The organism is Caballeronia sp. J97 (genome assembly GCF_905220305.1).
Lineage (GTDB): Bacteria > Pseudomonadota > Gammaproteobacteria > Burkholderiales > Burkholderiaceae > Caballeronia.
Genome location: NZ_CAJMZL010000023.1, coordinates 103,062 through 119,664, shown reverse-complemented (window position 1 = coordinate 119,664; position 16,603 = coordinate 103,062). Strand labels below are relative to the sequence as shown.

Below are 16,603 nucleotides of genomic sequence, written 5' to 3'. Positions count from 1 at the left end.
CCGCGGCGGCGAACGCAGTGGCTGCGACGATCGCCGCCTTGGTCATCGTGAAACCCTTCATTTTTTCTCCTCAAGCGGTGGGCAATTACTTGCGTGCGAGTCTTTGGAACCGGTGCCGCCGTGGCGACTTCGTTATGTTTCAACTCGTAACTTTTATCGCTGGCAAGTGTATGGCTTACAGACCGAATGGGAAAGAAAGACGCAGTTTTGTGTCGTTTTTTTTCACTGTCTGGTTAACCAGTATTTTCGGGCACGCAGATATTGGGCAACCGGGCATGAAACTGATAGCAAGCTGACGTAGATGTGGCGAATGCACGGCTTTGGGGAGCCGGATCGATGACGCGGCGGCCAGCTTCGATCGCCCAGCCGCCCGTCGAGGGAGAACGCAAAGTCTTGCTGCATAAGGCAGACGTGACTGCCGCGCGGCAAGACCGGTTGTTTGAGTTGAAGCAGGAGTAATGAGAACGACGAAGCGGGCTGCGTGGGATGGGTACGCGCGTTCTTCAGCCGATGTGGATCGCCGCCGCGTCGAGAGACTTCTGTGAATTACCCGACAATGCGCAGACGTGAAAATGACATCGGGCGTACGCGTTGCAAGCTTGCGACGCCCGATCGAGTCGGCTAGTGCTCGATTTTCGCGCGCAGTTCACGCGCTGTTTCGAGCAGACCTTCATAGCCCGAACGTGCATGCGCGGGCAGGTCCGGATCGCCGACGAGCGTGCCGAGCGTCTCGATGATGCTGTACAGGATGCCCTTCGCCGCCCCGGCCGCCATCTTGCCGGCCGCGTAGGATTCGTCGACGTGCGAGATGGCGGCATCGAAATGCTCGACCTCGGGATGCGCCTCGCCGATACCCGAGGCGTCGTCGCGCGGCTTGGTCGGGTCGCTGTTCATGATGATGGTCCTCCGTGTGTGGTCTCTGCTTTCTGTATAGCGCCATGGCGCGGCCGGTGCAATGGGGTGCGAACGAGGCGCATCGCCGCAGGCGTCACGATGCGGGCAGATCCTGCACCGGCTGGATGAAATGCACGCGCCGCGCATCGCCCGTCGTCCTGCCCGCGCCGTGCGGCACGCCGCGCTCCATCAGCAGCGCGCGCAGTTCGTTGATGACCGGAAACACCTCATGATTGTGGTCCGCGCCCTGCCGGTCATGCGCTTCCTGCTCACGCTCGACGATCCACCGGTCCTCCTTGAAGATGCGCTCGGTAAACCAGACGAGCAACGGCCACGCGGCGTCGAGCAGGCCCGGAATTTTCGGGCGGCGGATCGACAAGAGGCCGAAGGTGCGGTTCGTGCGCTGCTCGGCGTCGAGCGGCACGTAGGCGATCCACAGGTCCATCACCATCGTGTCGTCCTTGGTGCGGATCTTGAGCGTCTGATAGGGATATTCGGTGCGGATCGTCATCACGTCTTTCTGATCGGCGTCGGGCTTCGTGCCGCGCTTTTGCCCGAAGACGAGCGCCTCGCCGATCGGCTGCTTGCCCGCCTCGCGCGCGAACGTGTAGTCGACCTCGATCCAGTCTTCGCCGCGCCGTCTGCCGAGCGAACGCGCGCGCATGTTGCCCATCTGCCGCCGATGCAGGAACTGATGGTTCATGTCCATCAGGTTCTCGTGCATGAAGGAATAGTGGCACTTCACCTCGCGGCCGAAGCGCCGTGTCTTGTACGCGCGATCTGTCGCGCAGCCGAGCTCGGGAAACTTCGCGCTTTCGGCCAGCGCCGGATCGCCCGTAAACACGAACACGATGCCGCCGGCCTCGCGGCACGGATAGGCGCGCACTCCGTTGGGCAAGCGCTCGCGGCCGAGGTAAGGGATGTCGGTGCAGCGGCCGGTGCAGTCGTACGTCCAGCCGTGATAGCAGCAGCGGATCGATTCCCCGTCGACGACACCCGCCGACAGCGGCACCTGCCGATGCGCGCAGCGGTCCTCCAGCGCGAACACCTTGCCGGACGCGGTGCGCACGAGCACGACCGGGTCGCCCGCGAACCGAACGCCATGCGCGCGGCCCGCCTTCACTTCGCGCGACCACGCGAGCGGATACCAATGATCGGGATGAATGTCGACGCGGCGCAGATCGCGCGGCGGCCTCGACGATGTATCGCTGGAACCGGCTTCCTGCTCGCCTTGCGGCAACGCTGCGTGCATGTACGACGCCTCCGGTGAAAGGAGATCGGATTGAGCGCCACGGCCCTACACGGCGCAATGAACGACCATTCGCAGTCTACACGGCGTCGATCATTTCGGCGCGCGCAAGATCGCCCGGATTCGTGCTCGCGCGCGTACGCGCCGCGTGTGCTAGCCGAGATGCGCGTGCAGATGGTCGATCAGCACACGCACCTTCGGCGGCAGAAAGCGGTTGGGCGGATAAAGCAGCCACACAGGCCCCTGATACGCGCGCGCCTGCATGTCCCAGTCCGCGAGCACCGTCTGCACGCTGCCCGACGCGAGCGCATCGCGGGCGGCGAATTCCGGCAGCGCCGCGATGCCGAGTCCGCCTTCGGCCGCCTCGAGCCGCGCGCCCGCGTGATTGGCGATGTAGCGTCCGCGCACCGCGACCGTGACCGTCTCGCCCTCCCTGCTGAAGCGCCAGCGGTGGTCGTCGGCGGTTTCGCCGAGATGGATGCAATCGTGATGCCCGAGCTCGCGCGGATGCAGTGGCGCGCCCCGCGCGCGCAAATAGTCCGCCGACGCGCACAGCAGCCAGCGCACGCGCCCGAGCGGACGCGCGGCGAGCCCTTGCGGCGGATGGCCCGTCGCGCGAATGACGAGATCGACCTCGCTGTCGAGCGGATCGACGTCGTGATCGGTGAAGACGAGTTGCAGATCGACGTCCGGATACGCCGCGAGAAACGCCGGCACCAGCGGATGGATCACGGATTTCGCGTACGCCGTCGGCGCCGACAGCGTGACGCGCCCCTGCGGCTTGCCCGATACCTGCCCGGCGGCATCCACCGCGCCCGATGCGGCCGCGGCCATGTCGCGGCAATGCCGATACACCTGCATGCCCGATTCGGTGACGCGAATCTTGCGCGTCGAACGCTCGAGGAGCCGTGTGGCGAGCGCCTCTTCGAGACGCTTGATCTGGCGGCTGACCGTCGACGGCGTGCTGCCCAGTTGCCGTGCCGCAACCGAGAAATTGCCTGCATCCACGACGCGTGCGAACACGGCCATGTCGGGCATCAGATCGAAAAGATCGGCTGGATTCATTTGTGCAATCGCGACGATAAAGCTGTGCATCCGAACCGGATTATCGCGCTCCCCGCATCATTCGACAATGAGGCCTCCCCTGCACCGGAGCCGCCGCATGACCATCGAATCGCCTGTCCGACGCCTGCTTCCTCTGTCCGATCTGCTGCTCTTCGCCGTCGCGATGGTGTGGGGCAGCAGTTACGGTATCGTCAAGAGCGCGCTCGCGTTCTATCCGGTGCTGGCGCTGCTCGCGCTGCGCTTCGGCATCACGTTCTGCCTGCTCGCCGTGAACCTGCGGCATCTGCGGCACGCGAGCGCGGCGACGCTTCGCGGCATGCTGGTCCTCGGCTTGCTGCTGCTCTCGATCTTTCTCGCGGAGACGTTCGGCGTCCTGCACACGCGCGCCGCAAACGCTGCGTTTCTGATCAGCTTGTGCGTCGTGCTGACGCCGCTCGTCGAGTGGGCGCTGCTCCGGCGCCGTCCGGGCGCGGCGGAATGGTTCGCGGTCGGCGTGTCGTTCGCGGGCGCATGGCTGCTCGCGGGCGATGGCGCGCTGTCCTTCGACTTCAATTTCGGCGACGGGCTCATCCTCGCCGCCGCCGTGCTGCGCGCGCTGTCGGTCTGCGTGACCAAGCGCGTGCTGCGCGCCGCGCCGCTGCCCGCGCTCACCGTGACGGCGGTGCAGGCGGGCGTGGTCGCATCGGGAAGCGCGGCCATCGCCCTGATGTTCGCGCCTTCGCAATGGCAGCCGTTGCCCGCGCTCGCCGGTCACGGAATGTTCTGGGGATCGGTGCTGTATCTCGTGTGCGCGTGCACCCTCTTCGCGTTCTTCGCGCAGAACTATGCGATCGGCCGCAGCAGTCCCACGCGCGTCTCGCTTCTGATGGGCAGCGAACCCGCGTTCGGCGCGATCTTCGCGAGCGCGTGGCTCGGCGAACATGTGTCGATGGCGGGCTGGATCGGCGGTGCGATGATCGTCTCGGCGTCGCTGATGGCGACCGTGCCCTGGCGCGGCATGTTCGCGGCGCGTCCAGGCGAGGCGTGAACGCGAACTTCCCTACGCGCGCTTCTCGAACACCACACTGAAATTGTTGGCCGGCATCGCGACCGTCTCCACGAGCCTCAGGCCGGCCTTCTCTCCAAGCGCCTCGACCGCTTCCATGTCGCGCACGCCCCAGCGCGGATCGCGTGCGCGCAATTGCTGATCGAAGGCTTCGTTGCTCGGAGCCGTATGCGCACCGTTGCGCCGATAGGGCCCGTACAGGTACAGTACGCCCCCCGCATCGAGTCGCGCGCCGGCGCCGCGAAAGAGCGTCTCGGCGGCTTCCCACGGCGCGATGTGAATCATGTTGATGCACACGATCGCCGCCACGTTCTCGATGCCCCAGTCGTCGCTCCGCACGTCGAGCGCGAGAGGCGCACGCAGATTCGCGAGCCCTGCATGAGCACGCCAGGCGGCGATGGAATCGCGCGCATCCGCATCGGGATCGCTCGGCTGCCAGACGATGCCCGGCAGCGCCGCCGCGCAATGCACGGCGTGCTGTCCGGTGCCGCTCGCGATTTCCAGCACGATGCCGCTGTGCGGCAGGACGCGTGCGAGGACCGATAGAATCGCATCGCGATTACGTTCGGCGGCGGGCGCGCGGCGGCGCACGGCGATGTCGGGAGGCGGCGTATCGTCGGAGCCGGATGATGCCTGATTCATATGCGATGGCAGGTGTGTGTGCGTAATCGGTTGAATCGCGTGGAGCCTAACGGGATGCACGAAGACGCGTCAAGCATTGCGCTCGCCGGACGCGAATGCTCGCCGGCATGGCGCGATTCGTGCTGTCTCGCACGCGCGGAAAAGCGCGGGTTGCAGGCAAACCTGTGTATGCTCCCGGTTGATCCCGCGTCCGCCTTCGCATTTTGCATGCATGTGTACTGCATTCCGACTGTCAGATTGAATGCATTTCAAATGCATGCATATACCGGCGCAACGTGATACGGGCGCGCCGAATGCATCCCGACAGGCTCAGGACTGCGCACGCGGCGCGATCGAATTGGAGCGAATCATGCAACACGACCCGAACCACAACCCGCCGACGCAATCACATGACGGTCCCGACGACGACATGATCGCGTTCGCGAGCGAAGTCTTCGATGTCGCGCGCCGCGGCGACGCATCGATGCTCGATGCGCTTCTGAACAAGGGCCTGCCGCCCAATCTGCGCAATGACAAGGGCGACAGCCTCGTGATGCTCGCGAGCTATCACGGGCACGCCGACGCCGTGCGCGTCCTGCTCGAGCACGGCGCGGACGCGAACCTGCGCAACGACAACGGCCAGACGCCGATCGCGGGCGCCGCGTTCAAGGGCTTTCGGGACGTGATAGAGACGCTGCTCGCGCACGGCGCGGATGTCGAAGGCGCATCGCCCGACGGACGCACCGCGCTCATGATCGCGGCGATGTTCAACCGCGTCGAGATCGTCGACTTGTTGATCGCGCGCGGGGCCGATCCGGAAGCGCGCGATGCGGGCGGGTTTCGCGCGCGCGATGCCGCCGAGAAGATGGGCGCGCCGGACACCACGGCACGACTCGCGAAGGCATCGGATGCGTGCACGCGGCCTCCTGAAGTGTAAAAGCATCCGATTGCACGATGTACTTTGCATGCATGATGCAATCCGTTGAACGAACGACGCCTCGCGCACGTCGAATCGACCTCACAACCACCGATCCAACAACGAACCAGACAAGCAGGTGACCCGGAACCATGGAGCTTTTGCGATGACAGGCGGTATCTCGCATCGGGGTGATGCGTCGCCGATCGGCCTTCACGCGCCCGGGCGAGCGTGTCGGGCGAACGGCGCCTCCCACGCCGCCGCACGCGTGATGCTGAACGTGGTCGCGCTCATCGTCGCCATTGCGCGAACGGTGCGCGCGCTGCGCTTCGGCGCGGGCCTTCCCATCGCCGCCGCCTTTGCGCTCTCCGCCTGTGGACTGATGCCGCAACAGGTGCCTGCGCCGATCGTCGAGCACTCGTATATCCCGGCGCCGGACGAGACGGGTTCGGGCGAGCCCGAGGAGCCGCTGCCCGCCGTGCAGGCGCCGGAGCCCGCGTCCGCCGTGAAGCCCGCGCCCGCGCCGAAACCGAAGCGCCGCGTCGTCAAGCCGAAGCCGCCGGAGCCGGCCGTCACGCCGCCGCCAGAGCCACCCGAGCCTCCGCCTGCGCCGCAGATCATCTCGACGCGCATCATGCAGCACGAGCAGCTGCACGGTCTGCTCGACGCCGAGGTGCAGCGCCCGGACGGCAAGGTCGTCGGCCGCGCGGTGGACATGTATATCGACGCGGCCGCGAAGCCGAAGCTCCTGATGGTGAATCTTGCGGGCTTCCTCGGCGTTGGCGACCGCAAGGTGAATTTCCCGTGGACGGCGTTTCGCTTCACGCCGAACGCCAAGACCGCGCCGATCACTTTCGTGCCGCCGCCTCCGCCCGCCAAGGGCAAGCCGGCCGATCCGGTGCCGAAGCCGCAGCCCGTCGCGGAGGCGCCGGCGAATCTCACGCAGCTCGTCGACTCGACGGTGACGCAAAAGAACGGCGCGCGCATCGGGCGCGTGGTGGATGTGCTCATCGACGCTCAGGCTCAGCCTCAGGCGCTCGTGCTCGATCTGTCCAGTTCGCTCGCGGGCGACAAGCGGCATGTCGCGGCCAACTGGGGAGACATGCACGTGCTCTCGCGCAACAAGCAATGGCAACTGCAGATGGATTTCAACGACGCGCAGTTGAAGGCCGCGCCGACCTACTCGCCCGAGCAGCCGATCAAGATCGTGTCGCCGGTCGTGCCCGCGCCGGCCACGGCGGCGAGCGCGGCGTCGGCGTCGGCGCCGGCTGCGGCTTCGTCGGGCGCGGCGAGTGCGACGGCTTCCGGCGCGGTGTCGGCGCAGGCGCCGGCTTCAGGTGCGCGCCCGGCCAGATAACGGATAACGACATCGATAATCGATTCACAACATGGTAATTGCACGCAGTCTGCGCGCGCTCGACTGGCTGAACTTCTTCGTCGCCAACGTGCAGACCGGCTTCGGCCCTTTCATTGCTTCGTACCTCGCGGCCAACAAGTGGACGCAGGGCGAGATCGGCCTGATGCTTTCCGTCGGCACGATCAGCGCGATGGCGAGCCAGTTGCCGGCAGGCGCGCTCGTCGATGCGATGCGCAACAAGAAGTTCGCCGCGCTCTCCGCGATCGTCGCGATCATCGTGAGTGCGCTGTTGCTCGCCGCGAGCCCGACGTTCGTCCCGGTGTTTGCGGCCGAAGTGCTGCATGGCTTCGCGAGCTGCATGCTCGTCCCGGCGATGGCGGCGATTTCGCTCGCGCTCGTCTCCCGCGCCGATCTCGGCGACCGGCTCGGCCGCAATGCGCGCTGGGCGTCCATCGGCAGCGCGCTGACCGCGGCGTTGATGGGCGCGTTCGGCGAGTATTTGTCGCTGCGCTCGGTGTTCTTCCTGACGGCCGCCCTTGCATTGCCGGCGATCGTCGCGCTGCGCATGATTCATTACGATGCGCCGCCCGTCGTGCCGCGCGCGCCGTCCGGCAAGCCGAAACTCACGCCCGAGGGCGAAGAGCGCGAATCGTTGCGCGAGTTGCTGAAGGACAAGCGCCTGCTGATATTTGCGGCATGCGTGGTGCTCTTTCACTTGTCGAACGCGGCGATGCTCAATCTCGCCGCCGGCGAAGTCACCGCGCACATGGGCGACAACGTTCAACTGGTGATCGCGGCGTGCATCATCGTGCCGCAGTTCATCGTCGCGGCGTTGTCGCCTTGGGTCGGGCGGCAGGCGCAGAAGTGGGGACGCCGGCCGGTGTTGATTCTCGGGTTTTGCGCGCTGCCGATACGCGCGATCCTGTTCGCGGGTGTGAGCAGTCCGTATCTGCTCGTGCCGGTGCAGATGCTCGATGGCATCAGCGCGGCGGTGTTCGGCGTGATGCTGCCGCTCATCGCGGCGGATGTCGCGGGCGGGCGCGGGCATTACAACCTGACGATCGGGTTCTTCGGGCTTGCTGCGGGCGTCGGGGCGACGCTTTCGACTGCTGCGGCGGGCTTTGCCGCGGATCGGTTCGGCACTGCGATGAGCTTCTTCGGGCTTGCCGGGGCCGGGGCGCTCGCGGTGTTGATGGTGTGGCTCGCGATGCCGGAGACGCGGACCGAGCATGGGGTGAAGGAGGAAGGGACTGAACCGTCGGTGGAGGTTTAACGGGGCTGTTGCCTGTCTTGCTTCGCTTGTTTCGCGTGGGTTTTCGCCGGGTCCCGATTTCGTGTCGGTCTATTGGCACTGCCCCTGTGCGGGGCGGCAGTCACTTTCTTTGCTGCTGCAAAGAAAGTAACCAAAGAAAGCAGCTTCTCCCATCCAAAGTACTCCACACCGGCCGCGGCACAGGCGATTGGCTGAATGGGACGGCAGTAGCGAGTGCCCCCGCAAGCAGAACACGGCTTGGCTCGCGCACGGTCTGACAAGTTAGTAATTTGAGGGCGCTGGTTCAGCACAAAATGGTTTCGGCACAGCGCTACGCGCTGCCGCCGGGCCTACAAGGGAAACCAACCTTAAGCAGTTGCAGTGAGATGGAAGCGTCAGCAAGAAAGCACGCGCATCCCCGATGAACCGGTCGGCCGCGAAGCGGGCCGGAGCTATTTCGTGCTGCACCAGCAAACATCGCGGCGCGAGGTGACAGACCGTGCGCGATCCAAGCCCTGTTCTGCTTGCGGGGACACTTGCTACAGGCGGACCATTCAGCCAATCGCCTGTGCCGCGGCCGGTGTGAAGTACTTTGGATGGGAGAAGCTGCTTTCTTTGGTTACTTTCTTTGCAGCAGCAAAGAAAGTGACTGCCGCCCCGCACAGGGGCAACGCCAGTAGACCGACGCGAAAACAGATTCCACGACCGACCAACCGCACAACCAACCACAAAGCCCGCCACAAACTCAATACAAATCGAACACGCGCTGCATATCCCTCACCTGTGAAGCCAGCGCCAGCATAAGCAACACCCGCGCCTTATAGGGATTAAGCGTCCCGGCGCTGACCGTACCCAGCGCATCGTCGTTCGCGGCGCCGTTGCGCATCACATGCCCCGAACCCACGCGCGACGCGCGCACCACCGCCACGCCTTGCTTCACCGCATCGGCGAGCGCCTGCGTCAGCGTTGCGTGCATCGAGCCGTTGCCCGTGCCCGCCACGACGATGCCCTTCACGCCCGCGGCGACGAGCGCATCGACCACGACGCGCGACGCATCCGCGTAGCTCGCGACGATCTCGACCATCGGCCATTGCTCCGTCACGGAGAATTCGCTCGCCGTGGTATGCGGACGCACGACCGTGCGCTGAAACTCGACCCGTCCGTCCTGCACGAAGCCGAGCGCGCCGGTCTCGGGCGAGCGGAACGCATCGACGGCGTAGGTGCTCGTCTTGGTGACATCGCGCGCGCTGTGGATCTGATTGTTGAACGCGACGAGCACGCCCTTGCCCGCCGCGTCCTTCGACCCTGCGACGGTCACCGCGTTGAGCAGATTCAAGGGACCATCTGCGGACAGCGCGGTCGACGGGCGCATCGCCGCCGTCAGCACGACAGGCTTTGCGCTTTTCACGGTGAGATGCAGCAGGTACGCGGTTTCTTCGAGCGTATCGGTGCCGTGCGTGACAACGACGCCATCGATATCGTCCTGCGCGAGCAGTTCATCGATACGTCTCGCGAGTCGCGTCCACAGCGCGGCGCTCATGTCCTTGCTGTCGATGCTCGCGATCTGTTCCGCGTGAATGCGCGCGACAGAAGCGAGCGCGGGCACGGCATCGAGCAATTTGTCGACGCCGACGACGCCCGCCTTGTAGCCCGCCGTCTTCGATGCATCGCCCGCCGATCCGGCGATGGTGCCGCCCGTTGCCAGCACCGCGATGCGAGGTAGAGTGGAAGTAGTCATGCCGGCGATTGTAAATCAGCCGGCATGTGAATCACGCCGGAATCAAGCCGCTTCGCGAAGCTGAGCCGCGATCTGCGCCTCGTCGAGTTGCGGCGCGAACATCTCGATCAGCCGGTACGCATACGCTCGCAGGAATGCGCCCTTGCGCAGGCCGACACGCGTCGTGCTCGCTTCGAACAGGTGCTGCGTATCGAGCGCGACGAGCTCGGTGTCGCGCTTCGCGTCATAAGCCATCGCCGCCACGATGCCGATGCCCATGCCCAGTTCCACATAGGTCTTGATCACGTCGGCGTCGATCGCGGTCAGCACGATATCGGGAATCGCGCCGGCGCTCGCGAACGCCTGGTCGACGTGCGAGCGGCCGGTGAAGTCCTGATCGTAGGTGACGATCGGATATTCGGCGATCTGCTCGAGCGTGATGTTCTCGCGCCCGACAAGCGGATGATCCTTCGGCACCACGACCGTGTGATGCCACGAATAGCACGGGAACGTGACGATGTCCGGATAACGGTCCAGCGCTTCGGTCGAAATGCCGATATCCGCTTCGCCGTTGATGATCATCTGCGCGATCTGCTGCGGGCTCCCTTGACGCAGCGCGAGATGCACCTTCGGGAACACCTCGGTGAACTGGCGAATGACCTTCGGCAGCGCGTAGCGCGCCTGCGTGTGCGTCGTCGCGACGACGAGATGGCCGTTGTCCTGATCCGCGAACTGGCGCGCGACGCGCCGCAGATTCTCGGCATCGAGCAGCATGCGCTCGATCAGCTGATGCACCTCCTTGCCCGGCTCCGTGAGTCCGGTGAGACGCTTGCCGCGGCGGATGAAGATATCGACGCCGAGCTCGTCCTCGAGATCCTTGATCTGCTTCGATACGCCCGATTGCGACGTATACAGCACATTGGCGACCTCGGTCAGATTCATGTTCTGACGCACGGCCTCGCGCACGAAGCGCAATTGCTGGAAATTCATGTAAGCCTCTCCGTGATGCTATTTTTTTCTAGTTCATTGTGCCGGGAAGACGCGTAGCGCACGCGGCACGGCTGTCACGCCATCGCCGATATCGAGCTTGAGCGCGCGCCATGCCTCGCGATCCAGTTCCGCCTCGATCACGCCGCCCGCACGGCCTTCGAGCTCCACGCGCACCGAGCCGCCCAGCGTCACGACACGCCGCACGCCCACCACGATGCCATCGCGATGCGCGCCGTCGGCGGGATAGAGCGCGAGATCGTGCGGCCGCACATACGCGAGCGCCCGGCCGCTGAAATGCGCCTGCGCCGCGATCGGGCTCGTTGCGCCATCCGCGATGAAGCCGTTCGCGTCGACCTCGCCCTGCAGCCGGTTGGCCGCGCCGAGAAACTCGTAGACGAACGACGTTCTCGGATGATCGTACACGTCTTGCGGGCTGCCGACCTGCTCCACCCGCCCGTGATTCATCACGACGATGCGGTCCGCCACTTCGAGCGCCTCTTCCTGGTCGTGCGTGACGAAGAGCGTCGAGATATGCAGATCGTCGTGCAGGCGGCGCAGCCAGCTGCGCAGTTCCTTGCGCACCTTGGCATCGAGCGCGCCGAACGGCTCGTCGAGCAGGAGCACTTTCGGCTCGACGGCGAGCGCGCGCGCCAGCGCGATGCGCTGCCGCTGTCCGCCCGAGAGCTCCGACGGAAAACGTTCCGCGAGCCAGTCGAGCTGCACGAGCTTGAGCAGTTCGTGCACCTTCTCGCGGATCGCGGCTTCGCTCGGACGCTCGCGGCGCGGCTTCACGCGCAGGCCGAACGCGACGTTCTCGAACACGGTCATGTGCCGGAACAGCGCGTAATGCTGGAACACGAAACCGACCTGCCGCTCGCGCGCGCCGACCGCCGCGACATCTTCGCCGTGCAGCACGACTTGTCCCGCGTCGGCGAATTCGAGGCCCGCGATCATGCGCAGCAGCGTGGTCTTGCCGCAGCCCGAAGGTCCGAGCAGCGCGACGAGCTCGCCCGCGGGGAAATCGAGCGTGACGTTGTCGAGCGCGGTGAAATCGCCGAAGCGCTTTTGCAGATTGCGAACGATGATGCTCATGATGTTATCGGCCTCTCAATTCTGGGCGGTGGCTTTGGCTTCGGTGACGGCTTGCGACATGCGCCGCTCCGCGAGGAGCTTGAGCGCGAGCGTCACGAGCGCGAGCAGCGCGAGCAGCGACGCCACCGCGAACGCGGCCGAGAAGTTGTATTCGTTGTAGAGAATTTCGACGTGCAGCGGCATCGTGTCGGTCTGTCCGCGAATGTGGCCCGACACCACCGACACCGCGCCGAACTCGCCCATCGCGCGCGCGTTGCAGAGAATCACGCCGTAGAGCAGGCCCCACTTCACGTTGGGCAGCGTCACGCGCCGGAAAATCTGCCAGCCCGATGCGCCGAGCACGTGCGCCGCCTCCTCTTCGTCGTTGCCTTGCGCCTGCATCAGCGGAATCAGCTCGCGCGCGACGAACGGGAACGTGACGAAGATCGTCGCGAGCACGATGCCGGGCACCGCGAAGATGATCTGCACGTCGTGCGCGGCGAGCCACGGGCCGAACCAGCCCTGCGCGCCGAACATCAGCACGTAGACGAGACCCGAGATCACCGGCGACACCGAAAACGGCAGATCGATGAGCGTCGTGAGGAGCGCCTTGCCGCGAAACTCGAACTTCGCGATCGCCCACGACGCCGCCAGTCCGAACACGACATTGAGCGGCACGGCGATCGCGGCGGTGATCAGCGTGAGCTTGATCGCGGACCACGCGTCGGGATCCTTCAACGACTCGAAGTAATAGTCGATGCCTTTGGCGAACGCCTGCACGAACACCGCGACGAGCGGCACCACGAGAAAGAACGCGAGAAACGCGAGCGCGATGCCGGTCAGCAGCCAGCGCACGGCGCGCGGCTCGGTGACGGGATTGAGGCTGTGCGTCTCGCGCCGGTTCGTCGTTTGCAACGGAAGCACCTTGCTCATGCCGTTTCTCCCGCTGCCACCGCGACGTTGACCGGCGCCGCGCCCGTTCTGCTGGTGCGCCTTTGCAGGAACCACTGCAGCGTGTTGATGAAGAGCAGCATCAGGAAAGAGATGCACAGCATCACGACGGCGAGCGCGGTCGCGCCGGCATAGTCGTACTGTTCGAGCTTGGTGATGATGAGCAGCGACGTGATCTCGGACTTCATCGGCACGTTGCCGGCGATGAAGATCACCGAGCCGTACTCGCCGAGCGCACGCGCGAACGCGAGCGCGAAACCCGTCAGCAGCGCGGGAAAGAGCGAAGGCAGCACGACGCGTCGAAACGTGAGCCAGCGTGTCGCGCCGAGGCATGCGGCGGCTTCTTCCTGCTCGCGCTCGAAGTCTTCCAGCACGGGCTGCACCGTGCGCACGACGAACGGCAAGCCGATGAACGTCAGCGCGACGAGCACGCCCAGCGGCGTGAACGCGACCTTGATGCCGAGCGGCGCGAGAAATTGTCCGATCCATCCGTTGCCGGCATAGACCGCGGCGAGCGAGATGCCGGCGACCGACGTCGGCAGCGCGAACGGCAGATCGACGATCGCATCGACGATGCGCTTGAACGGAAACGTGTAGCGCACGAGCACCCACGCGACGAGAAAACCGAACACCGCGTTGATGAGGGCGCCGCCCAGCGCCGCGCCGAACGTGAGCCGATACGACGCGAGCACACGCGGCGACGTGACCGCGCGAACGAACTGCGTCCAGTCGAGCGTCGCGGTCTTCGCGAAGGTCGCGGCAAGCGGAATCAGCACCACGAGGCTCAGATAAGCCACCGTGATGCCGAGCGTCAGGCCGAACCCGGGCAGCGCGCTCGGCTTCTTGAATGTGAGGGTCGTCATCCTTGAATCATCCTGTTTGCGCGCGGGGTCGGCGCGTGTTGCTGCTTCGGTCGCGCGGCGTCATTGGCGCGCCGCGTCGTCCGCTTTTTTTCGCTTACTGCGGTTGATAGATCGAATCGAACACGCCGCCGTCCGCGAAGTGCGTCTTCTGCGCCTTCGTCCAGCCGCCGAACGTGTCGTCGATGGTGTAAAGCTTCAGCTTCGGAAACTGCTTCGTGAGTTCGGCAGGCACCTTGTCCGAGCGCGGACGATAGAAGTTGCGCGCGGCGATCTGCTGCCCTTCATCGCTGTACAGATACTTGAGATACGCTTCGGCGAGCTTGCGCGTGCCGTGCTTGTCGACGACCTTGTCGACCACGGCGACCGGCGGCTCCGCGAGAATGCTCACCGACGGCACCACGATCTCGAACTTGTCCGGCCCGAATTCCTTCAGCGAAAGGAACGCCTCGTTCTCCCACGCGATCAGCACGTCGCCCTGGCCGCGCTGCACGAAGCTGGTCGTCGCGCCCCGCGCGCCGGAATCGAGCACGCCGGCGTTCTTGTACAGCCTGGTCACGAAGTCTTTCGCGGTCTGCTCGTTGCCGCCCGGCTTGTGCTGCGCGTAGGCCCACGCCGCAAGGTAGTTCCAGCGCGCGCCACCCGATGTCTTCGGGTTCGGCGTGACGATCGACACGCCCGGCCTGGTCAGATCGTCCCAGTCCCTGATGTGCTTCGGATTGCCCTTGCGCACGAGAAACACGATCGTCGACGTGTAGGGCGATGCATTGTCGGGAAGGCGCTTCTGCCAGTCCGCGCCTACGAGTCCCTTGGACGCGAGCGCGTCGATGTCGTAGGCGAGCGCGAGGGTGACGACATCGGCCTGCAAGCCATCGAGCACGGCGCGAGCCTGGCCGCCCGAGCCGCCGTGAGACTGCTTGAAGGTCACCGCTTCGCCGGTCTCGGCCTTCCACTTCTTCGCGAACGCCTGATTGAAGTCCTGATACAGCTCGCGGGTCGGGTCGTACGAAACGTTCAGAAACGACGCCTGCGCGTAGGCCGACGCGGTCACGCCGAAGCTCGCCGCCGTCAGCGCCGCCGCCGCGAGCAGGCGCCGCGCGCCCTTGCCCAATCCCCATGTGATGCTTTGCATTCCCCGTTCTCCGTCTTATCGAATTGACGGAATCAGTCTATCGAGCCGTCTATATGATTAGAAATAATCGTTCTTCACTTTTTTATACGTAAAACTGCTAAGAACGATATTCCCTAGCGGAAAAAGCGCCGGCGGTCGCAAACCGAGGGTTCGGCGGCGTGGCGGGGACGAACTTAAAGTAAAGCTTGAAAAGCTCGAAATACTGTATAAAAATACAGTCACCTGTCCATTCATACAGTGCATCAGGGGCCCGAGCCAGTGACCAAGACATCAAAACTTACCGCGCGGCAACAGCAGGTGTTCGAACTCATCCAGCGCGCGATCGACCGCACCGGCTTTCCGCCAACGCGCGCCGAGATCGCCGCGGAACTCGGCTTCAGCTCCGCGAATTCCGCCGAGGAACACCTTCGGGCGCTGGCGCGCAAGGGCGTGATCGAACTGGCGGCGGGCTCGTCGCGCGGAATCAGGCTGCTTGGCGACGCATCGCGCATCGATCGTTCGGAGGAATTGCCGCACCAGTTCACGCTGCCGCACCAGAGCATCATGCAACTGTCGCTGCCGCTCGTCGGCCGCGTCGCGGCGGGTAGCCCGATCCTTGCGCAAGAGCACATCTCGCAGCACTACGCGTGCGATCCCGCGCTCTTTTCCAGCAAGCCGGACTATCTGTTGAAGGTGCGCGGCTTGTCGATGCGCGACGCGGGCATTCTCGACGGCGACCTGCTCGCCGTGCAGAAGCGCAGTGAAGCGAAGGACGGACAGATCGTGGTCGCGCGCCTGGGCGACGACGTCACGGTCAAGCGATGGAAGCGCCGGTCCGACGGCGTCGAGCTGATCGCCGAGAATCCGGACTATGAAAACATCTTCGTGCGCTCCGGCAGCAGCGATTTCGCGCTCGAAGGCATTGCGGTCGGGTTGATCCGCTCGGGCGAGTTCTGACGTCCGCCCTCGTCACGGATGAGCAGCGAGAGTCAAAGCAAATTTCTGATTCGCTTTCGCAACGGGACAAGAAATGTCTCGTTGACATCGCAAGATAGCCTCACCAACCGCTTTTGACGCTCAGACAGGGCGTCTCAAACACAACAAGCATGACGGCCGCCGTGCGCGGTGCGCCGCGGTGCGTCCTATCGTCTGGAGAGTCAACATGGAACGTTTTGCCCGTCTGCTGCCCTTCCGTCAATTCGGCCGCCTGCGCCATCTGCGCACGCTGATCGCGTGCGGCATGCCGCGCGCCGAAACCACGCCCGATCTCTTCGACGAAATGCCCGCGCTGCCGTCGCGTCAGCCGGCTTTCGCGCGCGTATCGCTGAGCAGCACGGTGCACGCGGAGCCCGCGCAGCGCGCGCCGGTGCGGGTGTATCGCGGGCAATCGCGCGTGATTCTGGTGGGCAAGATCGACGAAGTCTCGCGCATGATCGACCGTTGCATCGCCGAGGAGAATGCAGGGCTCGCGGGCGGGATTCTCGCCTGAATCGGGCAGACCGCA

16 protein-coding genes and 1 pseudogene are annotated in these 16,603 nt (G+C 65.0%); 7 read left to right on the top strand and 10 right to left on the bottom strand.

Annotated features, from left to right (window positions below; translation table 11 throughout):
• Window positions 1-296 (top strand): hypothetical protein (locus U4Y90_RS25440; RefSeq protein WP_321798715.1); only part of this gene is annotated, 296 nt, incomplete at its 5' end.
• A 325-nt stretch (window positions 297-621) separates the two neighbouring features.
• On the opposite strand, the gene U4Y90_RS25435 is transcribed toward U4Y90_RS25440, so the two are convergent.
• The 3 genes from U4Y90_RS25435 to U4Y90_RS25425 form a co-directional block, all read right to left on the bottom strand.
• The gene (locus U4Y90_RS25435; RefSeq protein ID WP_321798713.1) at window positions 622-894 is read right to left on the bottom strand and encodes a hypothetical protein; all 273 of its coding nucleotides are present in this window, start codon (window positions 892-894) and stop codon (window positions 622-624) included.
• Window positions 895-988: 94 nt separating this feature from the next.
• Window positions 989-2,146: an aromatic ring-hydroxylating dioxygenase subunit alpha gene (locus tag U4Y90_RS25430; protein ID WP_321798712.1), complete on the bottom strand. Its 1,158-nt coding sequence runs from the start codon at window positions 2,144-2,146 to the stop codon at window positions 989-991.
• Between the two features lie 150 nt (window positions 2,147-2,296).
• Complete coding sequence (locus U4Y90_RS25425) at window positions 2,297-3,208, bottom strand: LysR family transcriptional regulator (RefSeq protein ID WP_321798711.1); 912 nt, start codon at window positions 3,206-3,208, stop codon at window positions 2,297-2,299.
• A gap of 97 nt (window positions 3,209-3,305) precedes the next feature.
• Between U4Y90_RS25425 and U4Y90_RS25420 the strand changes: the two genes are divergently transcribed.
• Window positions 3,306-4,235 carry a DMT family transporter gene (locus tag U4Y90_RS25420; protein ID WP_321798709.1) on the top strand — a complete coding sequence of 310 codons (930 nt, stop codon included), beginning with the start codon at window positions 3,306-3,308 and terminating at the stop codon, window positions 4,233-4,235.
• Between the two features lie 12 nt (window positions 4,236-4,247).
• Here the strand turns inward: U4Y90_RS25420 and U4Y90_RS25415 are convergent, their stop codons facing one another.
• The gene (locus U4Y90_RS25415; RefSeq protein WP_321798707.1) at window positions 4,248-4,895 is read right to left on the bottom strand and encodes a DUF938 domain-containing protein; all 648 of its coding nucleotides are present in this window, start codon (window positions 4,893-4,895) and stop codon (window positions 4,248-4,250) included.
• A 349-nt stretch (window positions 4,896-5,244) separates the two neighbouring features.
• On the opposite strand from U4Y90_RS25415, the gene U4Y90_RS25410 reads away from it, so the two are divergent.
• The 3 genes from U4Y90_RS25410 to U4Y90_RS25400 all read left to right on the top strand — a co-directional run bounded on the left by U4Y90_RS25410 (window position 5,245) and on the right by U4Y90_RS25400 (window position 8,420).
• Entirely contained in the window at window positions 5,245-5,811 is a 567-nt protein-coding gene (locus U4Y90_RS25410) for an ankyrin repeat domain-containing protein (RefSeq protein ID WP_321798706.1), read from the top strand.
• A gap of 145 nt (window positions 5,812-5,956) precedes the next feature.
• Complete coding sequence (locus U4Y90_RS25405) at window positions 5,957-7,147, top strand: PRC-barrel domain-containing protein (protein ID WP_321798704.1); 1,191 nt, start codon at window positions 5,957-5,959, stop codon at window positions 7,145-7,147.
• Between the two features lie 31 nt (window positions 7,148-7,178).
• The gene (locus tag U4Y90_RS25400; protein ID WP_321798702.1) at window positions 7,179-8,420 is read left to right on the top strand and encodes an MFS transporter; all 1,242 of its coding nucleotides are present in this window, start codon (window positions 7,179-7,181) and stop codon (window positions 8,418-8,420) included.
• A 724-nt stretch (window positions 8,421-9,144) separates the two neighbouring features.
• Here the strand turns inward: U4Y90_RS25400 and U4Y90_RS25395 are convergent.
• The 6 genes from U4Y90_RS25395 to U4Y90_RS25370 form a co-directional block, all read right to left on the bottom strand.
• Window positions 9,145-10,137, bottom strand: coding sequence for an asparaginase (locus tag U4Y90_RS25395; protein WP_321798701.1), 993 nt, complete (start codon window positions 10,135-10,137; stop codon window positions 9,145-9,147).
• A 42-nt stretch (window positions 10,138-10,179) separates the two neighbouring features.
• Complete coding sequence (locus tag U4Y90_RS25390) at window positions 10,180-11,106, bottom strand: CysB family HTH-type transcriptional regulator (protein ID WP_321798699.1); 927 nt, start codon at window positions 11,104-11,106, stop codon at window positions 10,180-10,182.
• Window positions 11,107-11,139: 33 nt separating this feature from the next.
• Complete coding sequence (locus tag U4Y90_RS25385) at window positions 11,140-12,198, bottom strand: sulfate ABC transporter ATP-binding protein (protein ID WP_321798698.1); 1,059 nt, start codon at window positions 12,196-12,198, stop codon at window positions 11,140-11,142.
• Window positions 12,199-12,213: 15 nt separating this feature from the next.
• Window positions 12,214-13,110: a sulfate ABC transporter permease subunit CysW gene (cysW, locus tag U4Y90_RS25380; protein ID WP_321798697.1), complete on the bottom strand. Its 897-nt coding sequence runs from the start codon at window positions 13,108-13,110 to the stop codon at window positions 12,214-12,216.
• Window positions 13,107-13,991 (bottom strand): sulfate ABC transporter permease subunit CysT, encoded by an 885-nt coding sequence (cysT, locus tag U4Y90_RS25375; protein ID WP_321798695.1) that lies wholly within the window; start codon window positions 13,989-13,991, stop codon window positions 13,107-13,109. The genes cysW and cysT overlap by 4 nt, the downstream gene beginning before the upstream one ends.
• Before the next feature lie 94 nt (window positions 13,992-14,085).
• Window positions 14,086-15,120 carry a sulfate ABC transporter substrate-binding protein gene (locus U4Y90_RS25370; protein WP_321798694.1) on the bottom strand — a complete coding sequence of 345 codons (1,035 nt, stop codon included), beginning with the start codon at window positions 15,118-15,120 and terminating at the stop codon, window positions 14,086-14,088.
• Between the two features lie 212 nt (window positions 15,121-15,332).
• Between U4Y90_RS25370 and lexA the strand changes: the two are divergent.
• Window positions 15,333-16,056 (top strand): annotated as a pseudogene (lexA, locus tag U4Y90_RS25365) (transcriptional repressor LexA).
• Between the two features lie 205 nt (window positions 16,057-16,261).
• Window positions 16,262-16,588 carry a hypothetical protein gene (locus U4Y90_RS25360; RefSeq protein WP_321798693.1) on the top strand — a complete coding sequence of 109 codons (327 nt, stop codon included), beginning with the start codon at window positions 16,262-16,264 and terminating at the stop codon, window positions 16,586-16,588.
• Window positions 16,589-16,603 lie beyond the last annotated feature (15 nt).

Excerpts from the sequence above, each read along its gene's own strand:
- U4Y90_RS25360 (WP_321798693.1), top strand. The coding sequence starts at position 16,262 with ATGGAACGTTTTGCCCGTCTGCTGCCCTTCCGTCAATTCGGCCGCCTG.
- cysW (WP_321798697.1), bottom strand. The coding sequence starts at position 13,110 with ATGAGCAAGGTGCTTCCGTTGCAAACGACGAACCGGCGCGAGACGCAC.
- U4Y90_RS25400 (WP_321798702.1), top strand. The coding sequence starts at position 7,179 with ATGGTAATTGCACGCAGTCTGCGCGCGCTCGACTGGCTGAACTTCTTC.
- U4Y90_RS25420 (WP_321798709.1), top strand. The coding sequence starts at position 3,306 with ATGACCATCGAATCGCCTGTCCGACGCCTGCTTCCTCTGTCCGATCTG.
- U4Y90_RS25385 (WP_321798698.1), bottom strand. The coding sequence starts at position 12,198 with ATGAGCATCATCGTTCGCAATCTGCAAAAGCGCTTCGGCGATTTCACC.
- U4Y90_RS25430 (WP_321798712.1), bottom strand. The coding sequence starts at position 2,146 with ATGCACGCAGCGTTGCCGCAAGGCGAGCAGGAAGCCGGTTCCAGCGAT.
- U4Y90_RS25410 (WP_321798706.1), top strand. The coding sequence starts at position 5,245 with ATGCAACACGACCCGAACCACAACCCGCCGACGCAATCACATGACGGT.
- U4Y90_RS25415 (WP_321798707.1), bottom strand. The coding sequence starts at position 4,895 with ATGAATCAGGCATCATCCGGCTCCGACGATACGCCGCCTCCCGACATC.
- U4Y90_RS25395 (WP_321798701.1), bottom strand. The coding sequence starts at position 10,137 with ATGACTACTTCCACTCTACCTCGCATCGCGGTGCTGGCAACGGGCGGC.
- U4Y90_RS25370 (WP_321798694.1), bottom strand. The coding sequence starts at position 15,120 with ATGCAAAGCATCACATGGGGATTGGGCAAGGGCGCGCGGCGCCTGCTC.
- U4Y90_RS25435 (WP_321798713.1), bottom strand. The coding sequence starts at position 894 with ATGAACAGCGACCCGACCAAGCCGCGCGACGACGCCTCGGGTATCGGC.
- U4Y90_RS25425 (WP_321798711.1), bottom strand. The coding sequence starts at position 3,208 with ATGAATCCAGCCGATCTTTTCGATCTGATGCCCGACATGGCCGTGTTC.
- cysT (WP_321798695.1), bottom strand. The coding sequence starts at position 13,991 with ATGACGACCCTCACATTCAAGAAGCCGAGCGCGCTGCCCGGGTTCGGC.
- U4Y90_RS25390 (WP_321798699.1), bottom strand. The coding sequence starts at position 11,106 with ATGAATTTCCAGCAATTGCGCTTCGTGCGCGAGGCCGTGCGTCAGAAC.
- U4Y90_RS25405 (WP_321798704.1), top strand. The coding sequence starts at position 5,957 with ATGACAGGCGGTATCTCGCATCGGGGTGATGCGTCGCCGATCGGCCTT.